This is a genomic window from Bradyrhizobium sp. 62 (assembly GCF_023073035.1).
Classification (GTDB): Bacteria; Pseudomonadota; Alphaproteobacteria; order Rhizobiales; family Xanthobacteraceae; genus Bradyrhizobium.
In genome coordinates this window covers 1-22057 of record NZ_JADPIT010000015.1, presented here as the reverse complement: position 1 = coordinate 22057, position 22057 = coordinate 1, and the positions used below count along the sequence as shown (strand labels likewise).

The following is a 22057-nucleotide window of genomic DNA, read 5'->3' as shown; positions in this document are numbered from 1 at the left end:
CAGACCGTGGTGGGTTACGCCTTCGGCTAACCCACCTACGGCAGCGGAGATCAATCCTTCGGACGCAGCTTCTCGACTTCGGCATCACTTGGCAGATAGTCCGCGCCCTTCTTGTAAGACGAGTCCACCATCACGCCCTTGCCGTCCTTCAGCGCGGTCTTGCCGACATAGGCACCGAGCGTCGACTGGTGATCGATCTTGCGGAAGGTGATCTCGCCGAGCGGCGACGGCATCGACAGTCCCTCCGCCGCGCTGATCAGCTTCTCCGGATCGGTCGAATTGGCCTTCGCCAGGATCGCCGCCGCCGACTTGATGGTCTGATAGCCGACGATCGAGCCGAGGCGCGGATAGTCGTTGTACTTGGCCTGATAGGCCTTCAGGAACGCGTCGTGCTCGGGCGTCTTGATCGAGTACCAGGGATAGCCCGTGACGATCCAGCCCTCGGGCGTCTCCTCCTTGAGCGGGTCGAGATATTCGGGCTCGCCGGTGAGGAACGAGACGACCTCGCGTCCCTTGAACAGACCGCGGGTGTTGCCTTCACGCACGAGCTTCACGAGATCCGCGCCGAAAGTGACGTTGAGGATCGCTTCGGGATTGGCCGCGGCAACCGCCTGCACCACCGGACCCGCGTCGATCTTGCCCTGCGGCGGCCACTGCTCATCGACCCACTGGATGTCCGGCCGCTTCTCCGACATCAGCTTCTTGAACACTGCGACTGCGGACTGGCCGTATTCATAGTTCGGCGCGATCGTCGCCCAGCGCTTTGCCGGCAGCTTGCTGGCTGCCTCCACCAGCATCGCCGCCTGCATGTAATTGGAGGGGCGCAGTCGGAAGGTGTACTTGTTGCCCTTGGACCAGGTGATGGCGTCCGTCAGCGGCTCGGCTGCCAGGAAGAACACCTTCTTCTGGTTGGCGAAGTCGCTGACCGCAAGACCGATGTTCGACAGGAACGTACCCGTCAGCATCGCCACGCCCTCGCTCGACACCAGCTCGTTGGCCGCGGTTTGCGCATCCGCCGGCTTGCCGCCGTCGTCCTTGGAGACGACGATGAGCTTCTTGCCGTTGATGCCGCCGGCTGCGTTGATCTCTTCGACCGCGAGCTGCCAGCCCTTGCGATAGGGCTCGGTGAACGCCGGAAGCAACGAATAACTGTTGATCTCGCCGATCTTGATGTCCTGCGCCAGAGCCGAATGAGCCATGCCGCTCGCCAGCAGCGCAAATGCCGCGCCGGCGAAATAGTTCTTTGCTCGCATCCCAACCTCCACTTTTCTGAAAAGATTAACGCAGGCCGTCTTCGCCCTTGATCTCCGCAGCCGTCAGCCCGCCGACGCGCGGCAAAGGACGGCCGCTGTCGGTGACGGCGACCGCGACCATGATCTCGTTGGCGCGCGGCGCGTCGTTGATCTGCACTTCCATGCCGTCGAAGTGACTGCGCACGAAGGCTGCATCCTTGTGGCCCAGCGGAATGTCCAGCGTCGTGCCGGGTCCACTGCGCTTCTTCGACGACGGGATCAGCGCAGCGCCCTTGCTCAGCACTTTGCGAACCGGCGCGCCCATTTTCGGGTGAAGGATGGCAGCGGCATGCTCCAGCTCGCCGTTCTCGCCGACGGCCGCGGCCTTGCCATAGCTCTGAGCCTTCGATCCTTCGATGCCGAGCGCCGCCACCGCGCGCTTCGAGAGCAGTTCGCCGAGCTCCTCGCCAATCGCGATCAGGGGCGAGAGATCCTCGACATACTTTCCGGCAAACGGATTCTCGATCACGGCGATTGCCGCCGCACGCCGCGTCGGCGGCGAGACCTGGCGGCCCATCTCCATATGCGTCTCTTCGACGACGGTGACGATCTTGCGGATGATCGCGCTCATGATTGTTTCCTCAAGCCGCTTCCCTGTTCAGGCATGAACCGCGTTCTCTTGTACAAGCGGACGCGATCGTTGCCGTTCAATATCCTTGGTCCCGATGACAAGCATATCACCACAAAGCTGCAACACGGCCCCCTCGATCATTCCGCGATTGAATAATTGCCGTGCACATTCCGCGCCAGATTCGAGTGCGGTCGTGATCTCATCCTGTGACAAACCACTGACGCCACGGGTCACGAGCCGCGCGCCGAGATCGCTGTCGGGCTGAAGTTCGTTCGCTGGCTTTCGGATGATGGCGGGATGCCCCGGCAGGTCGACGGCATTCGCAATGATCGTCGCGGCGGCATCGGCTTGCGAGGCCGTTCCGGCCAACACGGTCACCGCATCGGCAATCCCGAGCGAAAAGCTGCGGCCGTGCCTTCCGCTGGTAGCGATGCCGCGCACAGGGTCATCCGAATCGATTCTCATCGTACGCATCATGCCGTCGCCGTCAGGGCGATCCATCAGGCCGACGGAGAAGTGCTCGTCCTCGCCGAGGTGAAGCGCAATGTCGCCGCCATTGTTGACATAGGCCCGATCGAGCGCCGCAGCGTTCAGCATTGCGCCCAACACCTCCTCCGCCACGCTGCCGGCCACAGCGGCCATCGGCGTGATGAAGCCATCACCGGCATAGGGCGCCACCGCGGCGTGCATGCGACGCGCCACAACGCCTCTCAACGAGGTCCGCTCCTCGACAGCGGTCCGCAGTTCCGGCAGTTCCGCGCAGAGCTCCTCGAGAAGCCCGGTGAACCGTTCGGCCGCAGCCTCATAGGCCTCGCGCACTGCGTCGGTGGCCCCCCTCGCCTCGACGATCAGATCAATCGGTCCATCCTGCAAATGCAGCCGCCGGCCATCAGACAGCAACGCGATTTGCGGGAGCCTAGTCATGCCCGAGGTCCCGGAATCGGGTTCTGCCAGGGCAATTGGCGGACATCGTCGCCGCCCTGCACCTCGGACAGCGGTTTCACATAATCCATGTGCCCGCCGAGCGCCGCATAGTCCGACAGCTTCATCGTGAATTCGATCGGCGCGACCAGCGCGGGCGTCGGCACGTAACCGAATGCGCCCGCCGGCATCTGCGTCACGTCGACCATGTAGGTAATGCCGCCGCCCGGCCAGACATAGACCGGTGCGCCGCCACTGGTGACGCGCGTCAGCGCGTCCTTGACCGAGCGCGTCAGCCGCACCGGATTGTCGGTCACACCCGCCCGCAAGGAACCACCGGCACCGGCCATGAACAGCACCGTACACAGCGCCGGCTCGCAATTCTCCTGAATGCGCTCGACCGAAAACTTGAGGTCATCCGGCATCTCGGTCTCGACCGGCTTCAAGGCCTCGTCGAGCACGTAATAGGACGAGTGCTCGCCGGTCGTGGAGACCATCAGCATGGAAAGACCGGCCCTGGCTTCCTTGGCGTCGAACGGTCCCAGGATTGCGAGAGGATCGGAGATATTGGTGCCGCCCCAACCCGTGCCGGGATCAGCGACCTGGAAATAGCGGCCGGGCGTCGAGCGGCGCCCCTTCATCTTGATGCCGGTGTCGGCGATGTCGAGCAGCTTGCCGGCCTGGTGTTCCGAGAGCACGCCGGTGATATGGTCGTCGACCACGACGACTTCATCGACCTTGCCGTGCCATTGCTTGGCGAACATGCCGATCGTCGCCGAGCCGCAGCCGACGCGCATGCGCTCCTCTTTCATGCTGTTGACGATCGGCGGCTGGCCGGCCTGCACCACCACGCTCGCGCCGCCGTCGATGGTGAGTTCGACCGCCTTGCAGTTTGCGAGGTCCATCAGCGTGTCGCAGGTGACGCGGCCTTCCTTCTTGGAGCCGCCGGTCAGATGATGCACGCCGCCGAGCGACAGCATCTGCGAACCGTATTCGCTGGTGGTGACGTGACCGACCGCCTCGCCTTGTGCGCGGACGGTCGCGGTCTCCGGCCCGAGATAGCGGTCGGTGTCGATCTTCACCTTGATGCCGCAATAGGAGAAGATGCCCTCGGTGACGACAGTCACCATGTCGACGCCGTCGACCTCCGCCGAGACGATGAACGGCGCCGGCTTGTAGTCGGGATAGGTCGTCCCCGCGCCGATCGCCGTTACAAAGGTGGAAGGCTCGTGGACGATCTTGCCGTCCCAATCTTCGGTGCGGCTGAACGGAACGAGCTTGCCGCCATGCGACACGGTGCGCTCCAGGATCACATGCGGATCGACGCGGACGAGCTTGCCCTCGTGATTGGCATAGCGGTCGCAGGCGCCCGCCGCGCCCGGCTTGATGTAGCACATCACCGGACACGCATCGCAGCGGATCTTGTCGATGGCGGCGCTCGTAGGTTCAGTCACCATGTCAAAGCCAGCCGACAGTGCAGTTATCATTTGTACACGAACGATGTTGCGCGCCCTCCCGATGGCTGTCAAGCGGCGGTGCGGCGCAAAACATACGCCTGCCGCATAAAACCTCATTTGCCTATCCGCTCTGTCCACAAAGAAGGCATTCGCGCTGCACTGCGGCATGCACGGCTTGCACGTTTGTGTACAAACGGTATCGTCGCAACGTAGATTTTGAGCGGACTTGGAATTTTCGCGAAGCTTTGGCCGCGGCGCTCAACGAGTCGACTTGGGAACGAGATGACGCAGACACCGATCCGCATCACCGTGAACGGCAGGATCCACGAGATCACTGCGGCGCGCGATACGCCGCTGCTCTACGTGCTGCGCAACGATCTCGCGCTCAACGGTCCGAAATACGGTTGCGGCCTCGGTGAATGCGGCACCTGCACTGTCCTGATCGATGGCGCGGCGGCGCGCTCCTGCGTCATTCCGATCAGCGGCTGCGGCGGCCGCGACATCGTGACGCTCGAGGGGCTCGGCACCCGCGACAAACCTGATGTGGTGCAGCAGGCTTTCATCGACGAGCAGGCCGCGCAATGCGGCTACTGCCTCAACGGCATGATCATGACCACCAAGGCGCTGCTTGCGATCAACCCGCGGCCCACCGAACAGGAGGCGCTAGCGGCGCTGCGCTACAATCTCTGTCGCTGCGGCACGCATATCGAAATCCTGCGAGCCGTGATGCGTGCGTCTGGCCAGCTCGCCGAGGCCGGTGATTGATGGCCTCCCCGCATCCGAACGGAGCTGAGCTGCAATCCGGCTCGCTCGTCGTCGTCCGCACTGTGGACGAGTGCACATCCGAGACCTTCGTCCGCATCACCGCGAACGGCTCGGTCACAGCCTACAACGGACATGTCGATCTCGGCACCGGCATCCGCACGGCGCTGGGCCAGATCGTGGCCGAGGAGTTGGATGTGTCCTTTGCCCGCGTCGTCGTCGTGCTCGGCGACACCGCGGTGGTGCCGAACCAAGGCGCGACGATCGCGAGCGAGACCATCCAGATCACCGCCGTTCCCCTGCGCAAAGCCGCCGCGCAGGCGCGACACTTTCTGATCGCACGTGCGGCCGAGCGCCTGGAGCTGCCGGTAGCCGATCTCAGGATCGAAGACGGCCTTGTGCGCGGCCACGACAATCGCAGCGTCAGCTATGGCGAGTTGATCGGCGGAGAGACCATTCGTCTCGAGCTTGCCGACGACGTCGCCGTCAAGCCGGTCGGCGATTACGCCATTGTCGGCCAATCGATGCCCCGCGTCGACCTGCCGGCCAAAGCCACGGGTGAGCTGACCTTCGTGCACGACATCCGTGTATCAGGCATGCTGCACGGCCGCGTGGTGCGACCGCCCTATGCCGGCGTCGACGCCGGCCCGTTTGTCGGCACCAGCCTGATTTCGGTCGATGAATCCTCGGTGCGCGGCATTCCCGGCATCATAGCCGTCGTGCGCATCGGCGATTTCGTCGGAATCGTCGCGGAGCGCGAGGAGAACGCGATCCGCGCGGCGGAGCAGCTTGCGGTGAGCTGGCGACCGACGCCTGAACTGACCGATCTCGCCGACGTCGAGAACGCGCTGCGCGCCAATCCATCGACGCCGCGCACCCTGATCGACAAGGGCGACGTCGATGCCGCCGTTGCCCGCGCGGCCAGGACGATGCAGCGCACTTACGTCTGGCCATATCAGATGCATGCCTCGATCGGCCCGTCCTGCGCGGTTGCCGACTTCCAGGACGGCAACATCCGCGTCTGGTCGGGCACGCAAAATCCGCACCTGCTGCGCGCAGACCTGTCGCTGCTGATTGAACGTCCCGAGAGCGACATCGAGGTCATCAGGTTGGAGGCGGCCGGCTGCTACGGCCGCAACTGCGCCGACGATGTCACGGCGGACGCGCTGTTGCTCTCGCGCGCGGTCGGCCGGCCCGTGCGCGTGCAGCTGACGCGCGAGCAGGAGCACGCCTGGGAGCCCAAGGGCGCCGCGCAGCTCATCGACGTCAATGGCGGCCTGAACGCGGAAGGCGGCGTCGCTGCTTACGATCTTGCCACGCGGTATCCGTCGAATGCCGCGCCGACATTGGCGCTGTTGCTGACGGGGCGGATATCGCCGAAGGCGGACGTCCTCCAGATGGGCGACCGGACCGCGATCCCGCCTTACGATTACGACCACATGCGCGTCGTCGCACACGACATGGCGCCGATCGTGCGCGCGTCCTGGTTTCGCGGCGTCTCGGCCCTGCCGAACACATTTGCGCATGAATCCTATATCGACGAGGCCGCGACCGAGGCCGGCGTTGACCCGATCGAATATCGCTTGCGTTACCTTAGGGATCAGCGCGCCGTCGATCTCGTCCATGCGGTCGCCGAACGCGCGGGCTGGACGCCGCGGCCGGTGCGACAAGAGAAAGACGGCGAGATCGTGCATGGGCGCGGTTTTGCCTATGCGCTCTACGTCCACAGCAAATTCCCCGGCTATGGCGCCGCGTGGTCGGCCTGGGTCACCGACGTTGCCGTCAACAAGTCGACCGGGGACGTCAGCGTGACGCGCGTGGTCGCCGGGCAGGACTCCGGATTGATGATCAACCCGGACGGTGTGCGCCACCAGATCCATGGCAACGTCATCCAGTCCACCAGCCGCGCGCTGATGGAGGAGGTCTCGTTCGAGCGCGGCGCAGTCGCGGCGCGGGAATGGGGCGCCTATCCGATCATCCCGTTCCCTGACGTGCCCAAGATCGACGTGTTGTTGCTGCCGCGACCGGACCAGCCGCCGCTCGGCGTCGGCGAATCCGCCGCGGTCCCGAGCGCGGCTGCGATTGCGAACGCGATTTTCGACGCCACCGGCGTGCGCTTTCGCGAGCCGCCGTTCACGCCCGAGCGCATCCTGAAAGGATTGCACGGCGGCGCGCCGGCCACGCCGCAGGCGCTGCCCGCTCCCGCTACGCCACAGCCATCCCGCATCTGGGAAAATCCGTTCGCCAAACGCGCCGGCATCTTCGCGACGATCGCGGCGGTCTGCACCGCGGCGATCGGCATCGGTGCGGCGCTTTTGCCTGGCCGTGCCATCGCGCCGATCGCGCGGCCTGACCCATCGGTCTATTCCGCAGCGACGATCGCGCGCGGGCAACAACTGGCCGCACTCGGCAATTGCGCGGAGTGCCACACCATGATCGGCGGGGCGCTCAACGCCGGTGGCCGCGCCCTGGAGACGCCGTTCGGTACGATCTATGCAACCAACATCACGCCAGACGTCGAGACCGGCATCGGCGCCTGGTCCTATCCCGCGTTCGAGCGCGCGATGCGCGACGGGCTGCATCGCGACGGACGGCAGCTCTATCCCGCCTTCCCCTACACGCACTTTGCGAATACTTGCGATGCCGACATGCAGGCGCTTTATGCCTACCTGATGGCGCAGCCGCCGGTGCGCGCACCGGCAGCGGCGAATGCGCTCGCCTTCCCGTTCAATCTCCGCCCGCTACTTGCCGGATGGAATGCGCTGTTCCACCAGACGCGCGAGTTCAAGCCCGATCCCGCCAAATCCGACGTCTGGAATCGCGGCGCATATCTCGTCGAGGGACTCGGCCATTGCAGCGGCTGCCATTCGCCGCGCAACGCACTCGGCGCCGAACAGCGTGGCGCCTATCTCGCCGGCGGCTTTGCCGAGGGCTGGGAGGCGCCGCCGCTGACCTCACTCTCGCACGCGCCGATCCCATGGAGCGAGGACGAGCTGTTCGCCTATTTGCGCACCGGCCACTCGCGATATCACGGCGTCGCCGCCGGACCGATGGCGCCTGTTGTCAGGGATCTCAAAGCCCTGCCCGACCAGGACATCCGCGCCATGGCGGTCTATCTCAACTCATTCAACGACACCGCAACCGAAGCACCGGACGCGCTTGCGGCACGTCTCGAAAGCGCGACGCAAGTTACAATTGCGTCCTCCACCGGCGCACGGCTCTATCAGGGCGCCTGCGCCGTCTGCCACGAGGTCGGCGGCCTGCCGCTGTTCGGCAGCCGGCCTTCGCTGGCACTCAACAGCAATCTGCACAGCGTCACATCGGACAATCTCGTGCAGATCATCCTGCACGGCATCGCCGAGCCGGTGTCGAGCGATCTCGGCTACATGCCGGCCTTCAAGAACAGCATGAGCGATGCGCAGGTCGAGGAACTGGTCACCTTCCTGCGCAAGCAGTTCGCCCCGGACAGGCCGGCATGGACCGGCGTGAAGGAGACGATTGCGCGTGTGAGAGCCGCCACGAATTGAGCGCTACTTCTTGTGCTCCACCGGCGGCGTGCCGTGCGTATGGAACGATTCGATCGTCTTCAGGCCCCACGCCTGCCCCTTCCTGCGCTCCTCTTCCGTCCACACGATCGGCTTCCAGTCGGGCGCGAGGATGAGGCGCGCGCCGGCATTGGCGACTTCGACGCGGTTGCCGCCGGGCTCGTAGACGTAGAGGAAGAAGGTCTGCTGGATCGCATGCTTATGCGGCCCGGTCTCGATGTGAATACCGTTCTCCAGGAAGATATCTGCAGCGCGAAGAATCTCTTCGCGGCTGTCGAGCGCGTAGGTGACGTGGTGGAAGCGGCCGGGCGTGCCGGAATGGTCGAGCGAATAGGCGAAATCGTAGCTCTTGTTCGACATGGTCAGCCACATCGCCGCTTCGCGGCCGTCGTTGAGCACGATCTGCTCGGTGAGGCGGCAGCCGAGATAATTCTCGAAAAACTCGCGATTCGCCTTGATGTCGGTGGCGAGGCAATTCAGATGATCGAGGCGCCGGACGTTGACGCCACGCGCGGGAAAGCGCTGCGCCTGGTTCTTCAGTGCGGGTTTCAGCTCGGGCGGCGCCTGATACCATTCGGTCTCGTAATAGAGCTCGACGATGTGTCCGTCGGGATCGCGACAGCGGAAGGTCGGCCCCTGCCCCATATCGCCGTCGATCCAGCCGATGTCGAAGCCGGACCCCTTCAGCGCCGCGACGCGGCGCTCCAGCGCCTGCTGGCTGCGCGCGCGCAACGCCATGTGCTCCATGCCCGATGTCTTCGACGCCGTCAGTTTGAGCGAATAGCGCTCGTAATCGTCCCAGCCGCGCAAATAGACCGACTCGCCCTTTTGTCCGCTGACGGTCATGCCCATAACGTCGACGAAGAATTTCAGGCTCTCGTCCGGCTTCGGTGTCAACAGCTCCATGTGGCCGAGATGAGCGAGATCGAGGATCGGTTCGGGTTGCATGGTGTCCTCCAAGACGTGGCTTGCGATCCGCTGGACCGGATCCCGCGATCTGGCGCAGGCGGCAATCCGCTCACGCGCCGGTGGGCGGCACAAGGCCGCCGGTTCATTTGTACCAATGTACAAATGATTAGGTCCCGTCAACAAATCAAGCAAGACCGCCGAGGGTGGATGACGAACCGTCTAGGATGACCAACCCGTCCCGGAACCGCGGACCGACTGCCCGAATGGTAAAGTCTCTCTTAAGCGCTCTCAGGCCCGTCGGCCGGGAAAAAGCAGCATTTTCCGGGCGCTTCTGCCAGGGAATATGCATTGGGAACAAACTTCGCACCCGAATTGTCGCGGATTTAACGAAGCGCCGGCGCCTGCCGTTTAACCGTTTGTCCAGCGACGGCCGTGCATAGTCCGGGCAACCCGTTGCTCTTGCCAGGTTCATTCATTGTGACATCCTTTGGACGCGTGATTTCGGTTCGCGGATCGCTCGCCCGGGTCGGGCTACTGCCTGAAAGCCGGATGCCGGTCTCGGAAGTGCGGGCAACCGTCGGCCGCTTCGTCAGTATCCGCTGCGCCAGCTCGGTCATCGTCGCCATGATCACCGAGGTGTCCTGCGAGAACCTCTCGAGCAACGACGATTTGATCGCCATCGCCTCGGTCGACCTGCTCGGGGAAATTCTCAACGCCACCGGCAAGGCCAAATTCCAGCGCGGCGTCACCAACTATCCGACCATCGGCGATTCCGTCGACCTGATCACGAGCCAGGAGCTGCGCACGATCTACGCGCCCACCGGCTCCGACCAGATCAATGTCGGCTTCCTTCAGCAGGACAGCTCCGTCGTCGCCTATGTCGACATCGAGGAAATGCTCTCCAAACACTTTGCGGTGCTGGGATCGACCGGCGTCGGCAAATCGACCGGCGTGTCGCTGTTGCTCAACGAGATCCTCAAGGCACGCCCGAACCTGCGCATCTTCCTGCTCGATGTGCACAACGAATATGGCCGCTGCTTCGGCGACCGCGCGCTGGTGCTCAACCCGCGCAATTTGAAGCTGCCATTCTGGCTGTTCAATTTCGAGGAAATCGTCGACGTGCTGTTCGGCGGCCGCGCCGGCGTGCCCGAGGAGCTCGACGTCCTCGCCGAAGTCATTCCCCTCGCCAAGGGCGTCTACACCCAGTACCAGAACGCCGACCGCATTGGCCTGAAGCGCATCGATCCCAAGCAGATCGGCTACACCGTCGATACGCCGGTGCCCTATCGCCTGGTCGATCTGATGTCGCTGATCGACGAGCGCATGGGCAAGCTCGAGAACCGCTCCTCGCGCATCATCTATCACAAGCTGATCTCCCGCATCGAGGCGGTCCGCAACGACCCGCGCTACGCCTTCATGTTCGACAACGCCAATGTCGGCGGTGACACCATGGCCGAGGTGATCAGCCATCTGTTCCGCCTGCCGGCCAACGGCAAGCCGATGACGGTGATGCAGCTCGCCGGCTTCCCGGCCGAAGTCATCGATTCCGTCGTCTCGGTGCTCTGCCGCATGGCCTTCGACTTCGGCCTGTGGAGCGACGGCGTTTCGCCGATGCTGTTCGTCTGCGAAGAGGCTCACCGCTACGCCTCCGCCGATCGCAATGTCGGCTTCGGGCCGACCCGCAAGGCGGTGTCGCGCATCGCCAAGGAAGGCCGCAAATACGGCGTCTATCTTGGCCTCATCACCCAGCGTCCGGCCGAGCTCGACGCGACCATCATCTCCCAGTGCAACACGCTGTTCACGATGCGTCTTGCCAACGAGCGCGACCAGGCGCTGCTGCGCGCCGCGGTGTCGGATGCGGCCGCGAATCTGCTCTCGTTCGTGCCCTCGCTCGGCACCCGCGAAGTGCTGGCATTCGGCGAAGGTGTCGCGCTGCCGACGCGGCTGCGCTTCAAGGAGGTGCCGCCGCATCAATTGCCGCGCGGCGAAGCCACCATCAGCAGCGTGCCGTCCGTCACCTCCGGTCACGACATGCATTTCGTCGGCGCCGTGCTCGAGCGCTGGCGCGGTGCCACCTCGCAGCGCGACGTGCCGAACGATCCGGTGTTCTCGGCGCCGCCCGCGAAGACGCTCTCCAACGTCGAAGCCCCGATGCTGCAACCGTCAATGGGGCTGGATCCGGACCGCTTCTCGCTGCTGAAGAAGCCGCTGCGGTAAAGCAACGCTCGTTTTCCAGCTCCGGCATTGCGAGCCTGGCGTCACGTTGAGCATGGCGCCGGCATCGACTATGGTTGCCGGCCCCAAGCCGGAATCCATGCCCATGACAAAGCCTGCGCAACGCTTCGCCGCTCCCGCCCTCGATGCGCTCCCTGACGACATCCGCACACGTCTCCTCGCCGTGCAGGAGAAGAGCGGCTTCGTGCCGAACGTGTTCTTGACGCTGGCCTACCGCCCGGACGAGTTCCGCGCCTTCTTCGCCTATCACGACGCGCTGATGGAGAAGGACGGCGGCCTCACCAAGGCCGAGCGCGAGATGATCGTGGTCGCGACCTCGGCAGCCAATCAGTGCCAGTATTGCGTGATCGCGCACGGCGCGATCCTGCGTATCCGCGCCAAGAACCCGCTGATCGCCGACCAGATCGCCACGAACTACCGCAAGGCCGACATCACGCCGCGGCAAAAGGCGATGCTCGACTTCGCGATGAAGGTCTCGGCCGATGCGCAGCGGATTTCCGAGGACGATTTCACCGCGCTCGCGCCGCATGGCTTCAGCGACGACGACATCTGGGACATCGCCGCAATCTCCGCCTTCTTCGCACTGTCGAACCGGCTGGCGAATTTCACCGGTATGCGGCCGAATGACGAATTCTATCTGATGGGACGGCTGCCAAAGAAATGACCGACTGCCGCGAACGCGGAAGGAACGCATAGCCGACAAACGCACTGGATGAGTTCCCGTTTGACGGGAACTCTGCGTTTTCGCAATCGCACACGTTTAATTAAGAATCTCACCCTCAACTAGCACAAACGCTTTGGCACAACTTGCGCAGTTTCCATCACCGGAGACGCGGATGAATCGTGCCTGTCGAGGGGCTTCTCATGAACGTGCGGGCATTTGTTGTCGCGACCTGTATCGGCACGGCTTTCTTCGCGGCTGGGTACGCATGGAATTATCAGCCGGAGATCATCAACGCGAACGAGATATGGAGCATGTTCGAATCGGAGCATGGCAAGGCGCGGGCTGCCGTGTTGCGCGTCCTGGTTGCGCCGAATTCAGCTCACTTCAACGGCCTGCGAACGATCGATGCAGACCAGGCAAGATACGTATGCGGCTCCGTAAAGGCGATGGACAAGGAGAGGCAGTATGTCGAGGCCGCGTTCGTTTACACCGTCGCGATCGATTTTGCCCGTATCGACGACGACGGCCGGATGACGTCGCAGCGCTCTCCTTACAAGCCCTGCCCGGGCGAGGCCGACGACAAAATTGCCGACCAGAACACGCTGATATCGCCAGGCGCGCTGTCGATGATCAAGACCGTCGAAAAAATCATCCCCAAGTCCAGCGGCGGAACGATGGAACAACAGCTTGGCCAGCTCGCCGGACAGACAGCGGCGGTCGCGCCAGGTTCGGCGGTCCCGCGGAGATCGGCCGGCTCATCGGGTTCGGCAGCCTCAGCAGGGGCAGGATGGGCGCCAGCAGCGCAGCATTCAGGTTCGGGCGTGGAGGCACGACAAGCAGATGAACTGACGTGGCGTGTCGACCAGCCGCCGGCCGCATGGCCGAATTTTCCCTCGGACCACCCGCTGGCGAAATCGGCGCAGAAGCGGACGAGCGCCGAGGCCCTGGCTTTTGCAAGAGATGTCGAGGCTCGCTGGGAAGACGCCAAATCATCCGGGGTTCCGGCCAAGCGTCCTCCGCCTGAGGAGATCAAGGAAGCATGCCGCGCGCTACTTGCGATCGATCCCACGGACGAGGATTATCCGCGGGCCTGGGCCGCCTTTGTGCGGCTGCGCAAAATCGATCGCGACGCTGCTGGTTGAACTGGCGGGGATGTGTGCTAGCGCTTCGCCATCAGCTCGAGCGCCGGGGCAAAGCGCTCGGAAAACGTCAACGTCTTGGCATGGTGTACTGCGGCAAACGATGCCGAGATCCCGGCTGAAGCGACCACGAGCAGGGCAATGGCGAAAACCAGACGGCGCATTTCGGCCTCCTGTGTGAGCTCGACAACCCACAGATGGCACGGCTTTGTTTCAGCACCGCTTCGTGCGGACGGAAGATGGTTTCGCTCAAGAGGCTGTGATCAGATCCGGTTTGCGGAGCCGCATGCCGTACTGACGTGAGCGTTGCGCCTAATCATCGTCAGCCGGACCGCACCAGCCGGGCAGATAGATCGCGTCCTTGCTCTTGGCTGAGGACATCGCCTTCTCGAGCGCCTTGTCAAAATTGGCGTCCACAGCCTTGCGCGACAGCTTTCGGCGCAGATAATCCGCCCACAGGAATTCGGAGAACGGCGTGGTGTCCTTGGCGAAGCCGCCCATGCGGCGCAGCTCGCCGGCAAGGCTCCGGAAGGGATCGTCCTTGAGAGCGACGACGGATTTCGGCAAATCGCGGAACGGGCGCCGTTCGCCCTTGGCGTCGTAAGGGTAAACCCAGCGCTTGTTGTCCATCACGCCCCAGAACGCTTCGCGCTCCACCATCCTGAGGTCGCCGACGATGGTGACCAGCACCTCCTTGACGCCCTCGTCGTGCAGAGCGCGACCGAGATGATGATGGTCAATCACGTAATAGCGCTCGTCGGGGCCATGCACGACGGGGATCATATGCTTGCCGAGCAGATCGGCCTGCTTTTTCTTGTCGTGCTCGCGCCAGCGCTTGCGCTTCTCCCTGACCTCGCGCATCCCGACCGTCATCTGCGTCGGCCGTAGCGACAGGATCGACACCGGATGCACTCTCGGTTCGCGCGTATTGGTCATGGTTGGAGAGCCCTTCACATGGTTGCAGCTGCGTGATCAGGTTCCCTGGACTATGCCATGGGCATTGCGCCGGCAATGCATTCGGCTGGGCGGAGATTATTGCATTGCACCCTCTGCAGGCCCGGAACGACCACGGTTCCACGGTCCTTCGTTCGCAACCCTGCTAGATAGTGCGAACGCGCAATGCACGTGCGCGTTGAGAAGATTTTCTGCAACGTGTTCACCACGTATGCTATCTAAAAATCGCTGCTTCGGAGTGATCCCTGCACCATGACAACCCAGCGGCCCATAAGCTCGGATGACGAGCACCGGGTGCTCCAGTTCAGGCCGCGCACCTCGCCTTCCCCGACGGGCTACCGCGGCAACGCTAGCGTGCAGCAGTTGCGCGTCGCGCCCGAGCCGCTCGACCTGTCGCGCTACGAGCAGCCCCGCACTGAACCGGACGATTTCCGCCATCGCATGCTCGCGAATATCGCGGCGCTGGCCTTCACCATCGCACTGACCGCGATCGGGATCTGGCTCGCGGTGAGCATCGCCGACCTGCGCCGGACCCAGGATTGCGTGCTGATGGGCCGCCGCGACTGCGTCAAGATCACGACGCCGCACATCTAAGGCAAGACGTCGGGCGAGGCCCGCCGACGGTCCTTCGGCCGAAGCGGCTCAGCCGGGGCGTCCCCAGCCCTGTCCCCACACCCGCCGGCTCCATTGAACTCAGGGCGGCGCTCCGATATACGGGCTTTCGACCCGGCCAGAGGGGGGTTGAGGGCGTCATCGGGGCGCGATGCCCACCCACCGTTCCACTCTGGAAAATCTGACAAACATCTGCAATATATCAAAGGCTTAGTGATGTCCTCCACATTCGATCAGGTCGCTACGATCATCGCTGAAACCTGCGACATCCCGCGCGACACGATCACGCCGGATAGCCATGCCATCGATGACCTCGGCATCGACAGCCTCGATTTCCTGGACATCGCGTTCGCGATCGACAAGCAGTTCGGTATCAAGCTGCCGCTGGAAAAGTGGACCCAAGAGGTCAACGACGGCAAAGCCACCACCGAGCAGTATTTCGTGCTGAAAAACCTGTGCGCCCGCATCGACGAACTGGTTGCGGCCAAGGGCGCGAGCGCCTAAGCGCGCGGTCATGCAACTCGAATACTTCCACATGATAGATCGCGTCGTCGACCTCAACGTCGACGCGAAGACGATTGTCGTCGAGGCTCAGGTCCCGATGGAGAGCACCATCTTCGAGGGGCACTTCCCGGGCTATCCCCTGATGCCCGGCGTGCTCCTGATCGAATCGATGGCGCAGGCCTCTGGCTGGCTTCAGCTTGGCGTGCTCAAATTCGAGCGCATGCCGATCCTGGCTGCCGTCAAGGAGGCCAAGGTCCGCGGCTCGGTCTTCCCCGGCGATCTCATGAGCATCGAGGCGAGCCTGGCCCATCAGGGCTCGGGCTACGCCGTGACCGAAGCCAAGATCAAGGTCGGCGGCAAGCTGCGCGCGAATTCGACGCTGACCTTCACGCAGATTCCCTTTCCCCATGCGGATATGCGCGCCCACATGGACGCGGTCGCCAAACGCGTCGGCTTTCCGCAACAGGCCGTATCGCCATGACCGAGACTGCTTCGAAGCCCGCCCAGACGGAAGTCTGGATCACCGGCATTGGCCTGGCCACCTCGCTCGGCGAGGGCCTGGACGCCAACTGGGCCGCGCTTCAGGAGAAGCGCATCAATGTCGACGAGAAGGGCTTTGCGCCCTACATCGTGCACCCCCTGACGCCGGTTACCTTCGACAGCCAGATCCCGAAGAAGGGCGACCAGCGCCAGATGGAAGCCTGGCAGCGCATCGGCACCTATGCGGCCGGGCTTGCGCTCGACTCCGCCGGGATCAAGGGCAACAAGGATATCCTGTCGAAGATCGACATGGTCGTCGCCGCCGGCGGCGGCGAGCGCGATCTCAACGTCGACACCGGCGTGCTCACGGCCGAGGCCAAGGGTGCCAACGCGCCCGGCTTCCTCAACGAGCGGCTGATGAGCGATCTCAGGCCGACGCTGTTCCTGGCCCAGCTCTCCAACCTGCTCGCCGGCAACATCGCCATCGTGCATGGCATTGGCGGCACCTCGCGCACCTTCATGGGTGAAGAGGTTGCCGGCGCCGATGCCGCCCGCATTGCATTGTCGCGCATCGCCTCCGGCGAGAGCGACATCGCGCTGATCGGCGGCTCGCACAATGGCGAGCGCAAGGACCTGATGGTCCTCTACGAATTCGGCGACTTCAATCTCAAGGACAAGTTCGCACCCGTGTGGGCGCGCAAGGACCACGCCGGCTTCGCGCTCGGCTCGGCTGGCGCGTTTCTGGTGCTGGAGTCCAAGGCGCATGCGGAGGCGCGCGGTGCCAAGCCGTTCGCGAAGCTGTCGAGCGTCGTTGCCGACCTCGCCCGGCGCAAGACCCCCGGCGACATGGCCGCGACGCTGGAGAAGCTTTGGGCAAAGTTGCCGAAGCGCGACGGCAAGGGCGCGATCATATCCGGTGCGACCGGCGCTGAGCCGGCGACATCGGAAGAGCGCGGCTTCCTGAAGGGCCACGCCGAGTTCCCGGTGCGCTCGACCGGCACGATGTTCGGCCACACCATGGAGACGCAATTCCCGCTCGGTATCGCGCTCGCCGCGCTGTCGATCTCTCGCGGCGCGCTGTTTCCGCCGAACGATTCCACGGGCACCGAGATTGAAATGCAGGGAGCGCCCACCCAGATTGTGGTGGTGGGGGCCGGACACTGGCGCGGCGAAGGCATGGCGCTGGTCGAGGCAGTAAGCTAGAGCGCGTTGCGCTTTGGCAGGTTATTGTTTGGGCATGATCTTCTCGGAAAATCGCGTCACGCTTTTTCGGATCATGCTCCAGCTCAAGCGGGGATCGACATGACTGCACCACGCGACAAACTCGGGCGTCCCGTCGTCGTCGTCACCGGCATGGGCATCATGACCTCGCTCGGCAACGGCAAGACCGACAATTGGGCGAAGCTTGTCGCCGGCGAATCCGGCATCCGCACCATCACGCGCTTTCCAGTCGACGGCCTGAAAACCACGATGGCCGGCACGGTGGATTTCGTCAGCGTCGATCCGTTCTCCTCCACCGGCCTGTCCGAGCGGATGGCCGAACTGGTGACGCAGGAAGCGCTGGACCAGGCCGGCATCGGCGCCAAGGCGGATTTCCCGGGCCCTCTCTTCCTTGCGGTCGCACCTGTCGAAGTCGAATGGCCGCAGCGCCGCGAACTTGGCCGCGCGGTCGGTAAGCTCGACTTCAATTACGACGATCTGCTGCGCATCTCCGGTGGCGGCAAGTACAGCGCCTATCACCACCGCTTCATGTTCGGTTCGGTCGCGGCCTACCTCGCCGAGACCTTCGGCACCAAGGGCTCGCCGATCTCGTTGTCGACGGCCTGCGCCTCGGGCGCGACCTCGATCCAGCTCGGTGTCGAGGCGATCCGCCGCGGCGAAACCGATGCCGCGCTGTGCGTGGCGACCGACGGCACCGTAAATCCGGAGGCGCTGGTGCGCTTCTCGCTGCTCTCGGCGCTGTCGACCCAGAACGATCCGCCGCAGGCGGCCTCCCGTCCCTTCTCCAAGAACCGCGACGGTTTTGTCATGGCCGAAGGCGCAGGTGCGCTGGTGCTCGAAAGCTATGAAGCCGCCACCGCGCGCGGCGCAAAAATTCTCGGCGTGATCGCCGGCTGCGGCGAGCTCACCGATTCCTTCCATCGCACCCGCTCCTCGCCCGACGGCAAGCCGATCATCGGCTGCATGAACAAGACGCTGGCCGATGCCGGCATGACGCCGGACCAGATCGACCACATCAACGCGCACGGCACCGCGACGCCCGAGAACGACAAGATGGAGTACAATACGACATCGGCCGTGTTCGGCGATCTCGTCTCGAAGATTCCGGTCACCTCCAACAAGTCGATGGTCGGCCACACCATCTCGGCCGCCGGCGCGGTCGAGGCAATCTTCTCGCTGCTCACGCTCGAACATCAGCGCATCCCGCCGACGATCAACTACGACAATCCGGATCCCACGATCCTGTTCGACGTCGTCGGCAACAAGGCACGCGATGCCCGCGTCACCGCGGTGATGTCGAACTCGTTCGGCTTCGGCGGCCAGAACGCCTCGCTGATCCTGACCCGCGAACCGGCCTGACCGGACGCATGGCGCTGCTTCCTGCGAGGACGAAGGCCCGCGCGCGGGCGACGGCCAAGTCGATCGGTGGAGGGCTGATCGGCGCCGCCACCGTCGGCATGTTGCGCACCACGCGCTATTTCGATCCGGTCAAGACCTCGGACTTTTTCGCGCGCGTCACCAAGACGATCGGTCCGCGCCTGCGCGAGCACCGCATCGGCCGCGCCAACCTCAGCGCGGCCTTTCCGGAGAAATCGCCCGAAGAGATCGAAAGCATCCTGATGGGCGTGTGGGACAATCTCGGTCGCGTCGGCGCCGAATTCGCCCATATGGACCACGTCTGGGACTACGACCGCGCCCATCCGGAAAACAGCCGGATCGAACTGCCCAGCCGCAGCATCGAGCTGTTCGACCGGATCCGCGACGACGGCAAGCCGGCGCTGATCTTCGCCGCGCATCTCGCCAACTGGGAATTGCCGGCGCTCGCCGCGGTCGCGCATGGGCTGGATACGGCGATCCTCTACCGCCGCCCCAATATCGCCTCCGCCGACCGCATCATCCAGGAGATGCGCCAGGTCAACATGGGCACGCTGATCCCGGCGGGGCGCGACGCGCCGCTGCGGCTCGCGCAGGCGCTCAAGGACGGCAAGCACGTCGCGATGCTGATCGACCAGTATCTGACCGGCGGCGTCGAGGTCACCTTCTTCGGCCGCAAGACCCGCGCCAATCCGATGCTGGCACGCCTGTTGCGCCAGGTCGAATGCCCGATCCACGGCGTCCGCGTCATCCGCCTGCCCGGCGGCCGCTTCACCGCCGAGATCACCGAAGAGGTCCAGCCGGTGCGCGACGCCGACGGCAAGATCGACATCCAGGGCACCACCCAGGCGATCACGAGCGTGGTGGAAGGCTGGGTCCGCGAGCATCCCGAGCAGTGGCTGTGGCTGCACCGCAGGTGGCGGTAATCTTGTTCCGTCATTGCGAGCGACTTGTCCGCCGTAGCTCGAAGAGCGAAGGCGGAAGCGAGCAATCCAGAATCCTCCCGCGGAAAGATTCTGATTGGTTCGTCGCTTCGCTCCTCGCAATGATGGGCGCGATTACCTTCCCGTCTTCACCCTGGTCCACAGCCGATTGATGACCCGCTGGGTCGCCGGCTCACGCGCCGTGATGACGAACAGCTTTGCGAGCATCGCCTCGTCCGGATAGATGTTCTTGTCGTTCAGAATTTTCGGGTCGACCAGCTTCTGGCTGGCGAGGTTGCCGTTGGCGTAGGACAGGAAGTCCGTATTCTTGGCGGCCACGTCCGGACGGTAGAGATAGTTGATCAGCTCGTAGGCTTCCTTGACGTTCCTGGCATCCGCAGGGATTGCGAGATTGTCGAAGAACATCTGCGCGCCCTCCTTCGGGATGGCGTAGCCGATCTCGATGCCGCTTTTGACTTCGGCAGCGCGGGCGCGGGCCTGCATGATGTCGCCGGACCAGCCGACCACGAAACAGATCTCGCCGGTGGCGAGCGCGCTTAGATATTCGGACGAATGAAACTTGCGCACGGCAGGCCGCACCTTGGCCACGACATCGGCGGCCTTGTCGAGGTCGGCCTGCTTGGTCGAGTTCGGATCGAGCCCGAGATAGTTCAACGCCGCCGGGAAGATGTCGTCGGCGGAATCCAGCATGTGGACGCCGCAGTCTTTGAATTTCGCGAGATTCTCCGGCTTGAACACGATGTCCCAGCTGTCGATTTTCGCATCAGCTCCGAGAATCTGCTTCAGCTTGGCGACGTTGTAGCCGATGCCCGTCGTGCCCCACATGTAATTGGCGGCGTAGACATTGCCGGGGTCGTAGATCGCGAGACGTTCAGTCACCACCGGCCAGGCATTGGCCAGGTTCGGCAGCTTCGACTTGTCGAGCTTCTGGAAGATGCTGGCCTTGATCTGGCGCTGAAGGAAATAGGCCGTCGGCACCACGACGTCATAGCCGGACTTGCCGGCCATCAAGCGCGTCTCCAGCGTCTCGTTGGCGTCAAACGTGTCGTAGACCACCTTGATACCGGTCTCCCTGGTGAAGGCCTCGAGGACGTCGGGCGCCACGTAGTTCGACCAATTGTAGAAGTTGACGACCCGCTCCTCGGCCCCGGCGGGAGCGGAGAGCAACGTCAGCGCGGCGGCGATCGCGAGGCCAAAACCAAAGCGGCTGACGATCGTCATCTGCTACCTCTTGCGCCCGCGCACCGCGTCCGACAGCCGCTCCAGCGCGGTGTCGAGCGTCTCGTCCTTCTTGGCAAAGCAGAAGCGCACCACCGAGGTCACAGGGTCCTGCTCGTAGAAGGCCGACACCGGGATTGCCGCGACCTTGTAGTCCTTCACGATCCGCCAGCAGAACTCGGTGTCGCTCTCGTTCAGCCCGAGCGGGGACAGGTCGACGGTGAGGAAGTAGGTTCCCTGCGACTTCAGCACCGGGAAGCCGAGGCTCTCCAGTCCCTTGGCAAGGCGGTCCCTGCTCCGCGCCAGGTCCTTGCGCATCGACAGGAAATACTCGTCCGGCTTGCCGAGCCCGTAGGCGACGGCGGCCTGGAGGTTCGGCGCGGTGGTAAAGGTCAGGAACTGGTGCACCTTGGCGGCAACGCGCAGCAACGGCGGCGCGGCGCAGACGAAGCCGATCTTCCAGCCCGTCAGCGAGAAGATCTTGCCGGCCGAGCCGACCTTGATGGTGCGGTCGCGCATGCCGGGGATGGTGATCAGCGGGATGTGCTTGTGCTCGTCGAAGGTGACGTGCTCCCAGACCTCGTCGCAGATCGCGATCACGTCGAACTCCTGGCAGTAGCGCGCCAAAAGCTCGAGGTCCTCGCGCGGAAACACCACCGCGGACGGATTCAGGGGATTGTTGAAGAGCACCGCCTTGGTCTTTGAATTGAAGACGCTTTTCAGCATGTCCTCATTCAGCCGCCAATGCGGCGGCTCGAGCCGGACCAGGCGCGGAATGCCGCCGGCCTGACGGATGATCGGCAGGTAGGAATCGTACACCGGCTGGAAGCACACCACCTCGTCACCGGGCTGGACGACGGCGAGGATCGCCGAGGTCAGGGCCTCGGTGCCGCCGGAGGTCACCATCACCTCGCTCATCGGATCTAGCTCGAGCCCATGCCAGTGGCCGTAATGGCTCGCGATCGCCTGGCGCAGCTCCGGCAGGCCCATCATCGACGGGTACTGGTTGTAGCCGTTCAGCGAGGCCTCGGCCGCGGCGCGGCGGATGTCTTCGGGGCCGGGATCGTCGGGAAAGCCCTGGCCAAGATTGATGGCGGCATTGTCGCGCGCGGCCTGCGACATCGCCTCGAAGATGGTGACGGGAAGGTCCGCGAAGACCTTGTTGAGGGACGAGCTCTTGGACATCGGCGGGGTCAGCCGCCGACCTTGCTGGGAAGACCCGCCGCCTTCCAGCCCAGAAAGATGAGAGAGTTAA

Annotated in this window: 20 protein-coding genes; 11 read left to right on the top strand and 9 right to left on the bottom strand. The window is 64.0% G+C overall.

What is annotated here, in order from left to right:
• Window positions 1-50: 50 nt before the first annotated feature.
• From IVB47_RS10385 to IVB47_RS10370, 4 genes are read right to left on the bottom strand one after another with little or no spacing between them, the layout of a single operon-like run.
• Window positions 51-1253 carry an ABC transporter substrate-binding protein gene (locus IVB47_RS10385; RefSeq protein ID WP_247433725.1) on the bottom strand — a complete coding sequence of 401 codons (1203 nt, stop codon included), beginning with the start codon at window positions 1251-1253 and terminating at the stop codon, window positions 51-53.
• Between the two features lie 25 nt (window positions 1254-1278).
• Window positions 1279-1863 carry an amino acid synthesis family protein gene (locus tag IVB47_RS10380; RefSeq protein ID WP_247286650.1) on the bottom strand — a complete coding sequence of 195 codons (585 nt, stop codon included), beginning with the start codon at window positions 1861-1863 and terminating at the stop codon, window positions 1279-1281.
• A gap of 27 nt (window positions 1864-1890) precedes the next feature.
• Entirely contained in the window at window positions 1891-2787 is an 897-nt protein-coding gene (locus IVB47_RS10375; RefSeq protein ID WP_247461399.1) for a UPF0280 family protein, read from the bottom strand.
• Window positions 2784-4241 (bottom strand): 6-hydroxynicotinate reductase, encoded by a 1458-nt coding sequence (locus tag IVB47_RS10370; RefSeq protein ID WP_247461397.1) that lies wholly within the window; start codon window positions 4239-4241, stop codon window positions 2784-2786. Before IVB47_RS10370 ends, IVB47_RS10375 begins: the two co-directional genes overlap by 4 nt.
• A gap of 282 nt (window positions 4242-4523) precedes the next feature.
• Here IVB47_RS10370 and IVB47_RS10365 point away from each other — a divergent pair, with 282 nt between their 5' ends.
• Window positions 4524-5006, top strand: coding sequence for a (2Fe-2S)-binding protein (locus IVB47_RS10365; protein WP_027569457.1), 483 nt, complete (start codon window positions 4524-4526; stop codon window positions 5004-5006).
• The gene (locus IVB47_RS10360) at window positions 5006-8530 is read left to right on the top strand and encodes a molybdopterin cofactor-binding domain-containing protein (RefSeq protein WP_247461396.1); all 3525 of its coding nucleotides are present in this window, start codon (window positions 5006-5008) and stop codon (window positions 8528-8530) included. The genes IVB47_RS10365 and IVB47_RS10360 overlap by 1 nt, the downstream gene beginning before the upstream one ends.
• Before the next feature lie 3 nt (window positions 8531-8533).
• Here the strand turns inward: IVB47_RS10360 and IVB47_RS10355 are convergent, their stop codons facing one another.
• Window positions 8534-9496 carry a catechol 2,3-dioxygenase gene (locus tag IVB47_RS10355; protein WP_247461394.1) on the bottom strand — a complete coding sequence of 321 codons (963 nt, stop codon included), beginning with the start codon at window positions 9494-9496 and terminating at the stop codon, window positions 8534-8536.
• A gap of 438 nt (window positions 9497-9934) precedes the next feature.
• Between IVB47_RS10355 and IVB47_RS10350 the strand changes: the two genes are divergently transcribed.
• From IVB47_RS10350 to IVB47_RS10340, 3 genes are all read left to right on the top strand, one after another.
• Window positions 9935-11674 carry an ATP-binding protein gene (locus tag IVB47_RS10350; RefSeq protein ID WP_247286654.1) on the top strand — a complete coding sequence of 580 codons (1740 nt, stop codon included), beginning with the start codon at window positions 9935-9937 and terminating at the stop codon, window positions 11672-11674.
• 103 nt (window positions 11675-11777) lie between these two features.
• Window positions 11778-12356 (top strand): peroxidase-related enzyme, encoded by a 579-nt coding sequence (locus IVB47_RS10345; protein WP_027569453.1) that lies wholly within the window; start codon window positions 11778-11780, stop codon window positions 12354-12356.
• 200 nt (window positions 12357-12556) lie between these two features.
• A complete protein-coding gene (locus IVB47_RS10340; RefSeq protein WP_247461392.1) occupies window positions 12557-13498 on the top strand; it encodes a hypothetical protein in 942 nt (313 codons plus the stop codon).
• Window positions 13499-13515: 17 nt separating this feature from the next.
• Here the strand turns inward: IVB47_RS10340 and IVB47_RS10335 are convergent, their stop codons facing one another.
• Both IVB47_RS10335 and IVB47_RS10330 read right to left on the bottom strand, forming a co-directional pair.
• Window positions 13516-13659, bottom strand: coding sequence for a hypothetical protein (locus IVB47_RS10335; protein ID WP_247461390.1), 144 nt, complete (start codon window positions 13657-13659; stop codon window positions 13516-13518).
• A gap of 148 nt (window positions 13660-13807) precedes the next feature.
• Window positions 13808-14431, bottom strand: a complete 624-nt coding sequence (locus IVB47_RS10330) for a ParB-like protein (protein ID WP_247461388.1) — start codon at window positions 14429-14431, stop codon at window positions 13808-13810.
• A gap of 270 nt (window positions 14432-14701) precedes the next feature.
• On the opposite strand from IVB47_RS10330, the gene IVB47_RS10325 reads away from it, so the two are divergent.
• The 6 genes from IVB47_RS10325 (at window position 14702) to IVB47_RS10300 (ending at window position 19566) form a co-directional block, all read left to right on the top strand.
• The gene (locus IVB47_RS10325) at window positions 14702-15043 is read left to right on the top strand and encodes a hypothetical protein (RefSeq protein ID WP_247360403.1); all 342 of its coding nucleotides are present in this window, start codon (window positions 14702-14704) and stop codon (window positions 15041-15043) included.
• Window positions 15044-15277: 234 nt separating this feature from the next.
• The gene (locus IVB47_RS10320) at window positions 15278-15565 is read left to right on the top strand and encodes an acyl carrier protein (RefSeq protein WP_007592476.1); all 288 of its coding nucleotides are present in this window, start codon (window positions 15278-15280) and stop codon (window positions 15563-15565) included.
• A gap of 10 nt (window positions 15566-15575) precedes the next feature.
• The gene (locus tag IVB47_RS10315; protein WP_007608856.1) at window positions 15576-16046 is read left to right on the top strand and encodes a 3-hydroxyacyl-ACP dehydratase FabZ family protein; all 471 of its coding nucleotides are present in this window, start codon (window positions 15576-15578) and stop codon (window positions 16044-16046) included.
• Window positions 16043-17248 carry a beta-ketoacyl-ACP synthase gene (locus IVB47_RS10310; protein WP_247461386.1) on the top strand — a complete coding sequence of 402 codons (1206 nt, stop codon included), beginning with the start codon at window positions 16043-16045 and terminating at the stop codon, window positions 17246-17248. Before IVB47_RS10315 ends, IVB47_RS10310 begins: the two co-directional genes overlap by 4 nt.
• 99 nt (window positions 17249-17347) lie before the next feature.
• Window positions 17348-18625 (top strand): beta-ketoacyl-ACP synthase, encoded by a 1278-nt coding sequence (locus tag IVB47_RS10305; protein WP_027569448.1) that lies wholly within the window; start codon window positions 17348-17350, stop codon window positions 18623-18625.
• A gap of 8 nt (window positions 18626-18633) precedes the next feature.
• Window positions 18634-19566, top strand: coding sequence for a lipid A biosynthesis lauroyl acyltransferase (locus IVB47_RS10300; protein ID WP_247461384.1), 933 nt, complete (start codon window positions 18634-18636; stop codon window positions 19564-19566).
• A 132-nt stretch (window positions 19567-19698) separates the two neighbouring features.
• Here IVB47_RS10300 and IVB47_RS10295 read toward each other — a convergent pair whose 3' ends face one another.
• The gene (locus tag IVB47_RS10295) at window positions 19699-20805 is read right to left on the bottom strand and encodes a polyamine ABC transporter substrate-binding protein (RefSeq protein WP_247461382.1); all 1107 of its coding nucleotides are present in this window, start codon (window positions 20803-20805) and stop codon (window positions 19699-19701) included.
• A 3-nt stretch (window positions 20806-20808) separates the two neighbouring features.
• On the bottom strand, window positions 20809-21987 hold the full coding sequence (locus IVB47_RS10290; protein WP_027569445.1) for an aminotransferase: 1179 nt from the start codon (window positions 21985-21987) through the stop codon (window positions 20809-20811).
• Between the last annotated feature and the right edge of the window lie 70 nt (window positions 21988-22057).

Coding starts and splice junctions, on each gene's coding strand:
- IVB47_RS10385 (WP_247433725.1), bottom strand. CDS start 1,253: ATGCGAGCAAAGAACTATTTCGCCGGCGCGGCATTTGCGCTGCTGGCG.
- IVB47_RS10380 (WP_247286650.1), bottom strand. CDS start 1,863: ATGAGCGCGATCATCCGCAAGATCGTCACCGTCGTCGAAGAGACGCAT.
- IVB47_RS10375 (WP_247461399.1), bottom strand. CDS start 2,787: ATGACTAGGCTCCCGCAAATCGCGTTGCTGTCTGATGGCCGGCGGCTG.
- IVB47_RS10370 (WP_247461397.1), bottom strand. CDS start 4,241: ATGGTGACTGAACCTACGAGCGCCGCCATCGACAAGATCCGCTGCGAT.
- IVB47_RS10365 (WP_027569457.1), top strand. CDS start 4,524: ATGACGCAGACACCGATCCGCATCACCGTGAACGGCAGGATCCACGAG.
- IVB47_RS10360 (WP_247461396.1), top strand. CDS start 5,006: ATGGCCTCCCCGCATCCGAACGGAGCTGAGCTGCAATCCGGCTCGCTC.
- IVB47_RS10355 (WP_247461394.1), bottom strand. CDS start 9,496: ATGCAACCCGAACCGATCCTCGATCTCGCTCATCTCGGCCACATGGAG.
- IVB47_RS10345 (WP_027569453.1), top strand. CDS start 11,778: ATGACAAAGCCTGCGCAACGCTTCGCCGCTCCCGCCCTCGATGCGCTC.
- IVB47_RS10340 (WP_247461392.1), top strand. CDS start 12,557: ATGAACGTGCGGGCATTTGTTGTCGCGACCTGTATCGGCACGGCTTTC.
- IVB47_RS10335 (WP_247461390.1), bottom strand. CDS start 13,659: ATGCGCCGTCTGGTTTTCGCCATTGCCCTGCTCGTGGTCGCTTCAGCC.
- IVB47_RS10330 (WP_247461388.1), bottom strand. CDS start 14,431: ATGACCAATACGCGCGAACCGAGAGTGCATCCGGTGTCGATCCTGTCG.
- IVB47_RS10325 (WP_247360403.1), top strand. CDS start 14,702: ATGACAACCCAGCGGCCCATAAGCTCGGATGACGAGCACCGGGTGCTC.
- IVB47_RS10320 (WP_007592476.1), top strand. CDS start 15,278: ATGTCCTCCACATTCGATCAGGTCGCTACGATCATCGCTGAAACCTGC.
- IVB47_RS10315 (WP_007608856.1), top strand. CDS start 15,576: ATGCAACTCGAATACTTCCACATGATAGATCGCGTCGTCGACCTCAAC.
- IVB47_RS10310 (WP_247461386.1), top strand. CDS start 16,043: ATGACCGAGACTGCTTCGAAGCCCGCCCAGACGGAAGTCTGGATCACC.
- IVB47_RS10305 (WP_027569448.1), top strand. CDS start 17,348: ATGACTGCACCACGCGACAAACTCGGGCGTCCCGTCGTCGTCGTCACC.
- IVB47_RS10300 (WP_247461384.1), top strand. CDS start 18,634: ATGGCGCTGCTTCCTGCGAGGACGAAGGCCCGCGCGCGGGCGACGGCC.
- IVB47_RS10295 (WP_247461382.1), bottom strand. CDS start 20,805: ATGACGATCGTCAGCCGCTTTGGTTTTGGCCTCGCGATCGCCGCCGCG.
- IVB47_RS10290 (WP_027569445.1), bottom strand. CDS start 21,987: ATGTCCAAGAGCTCGTCCCTCAACAAGGTCTTCGCGGACCTTCCCGTC.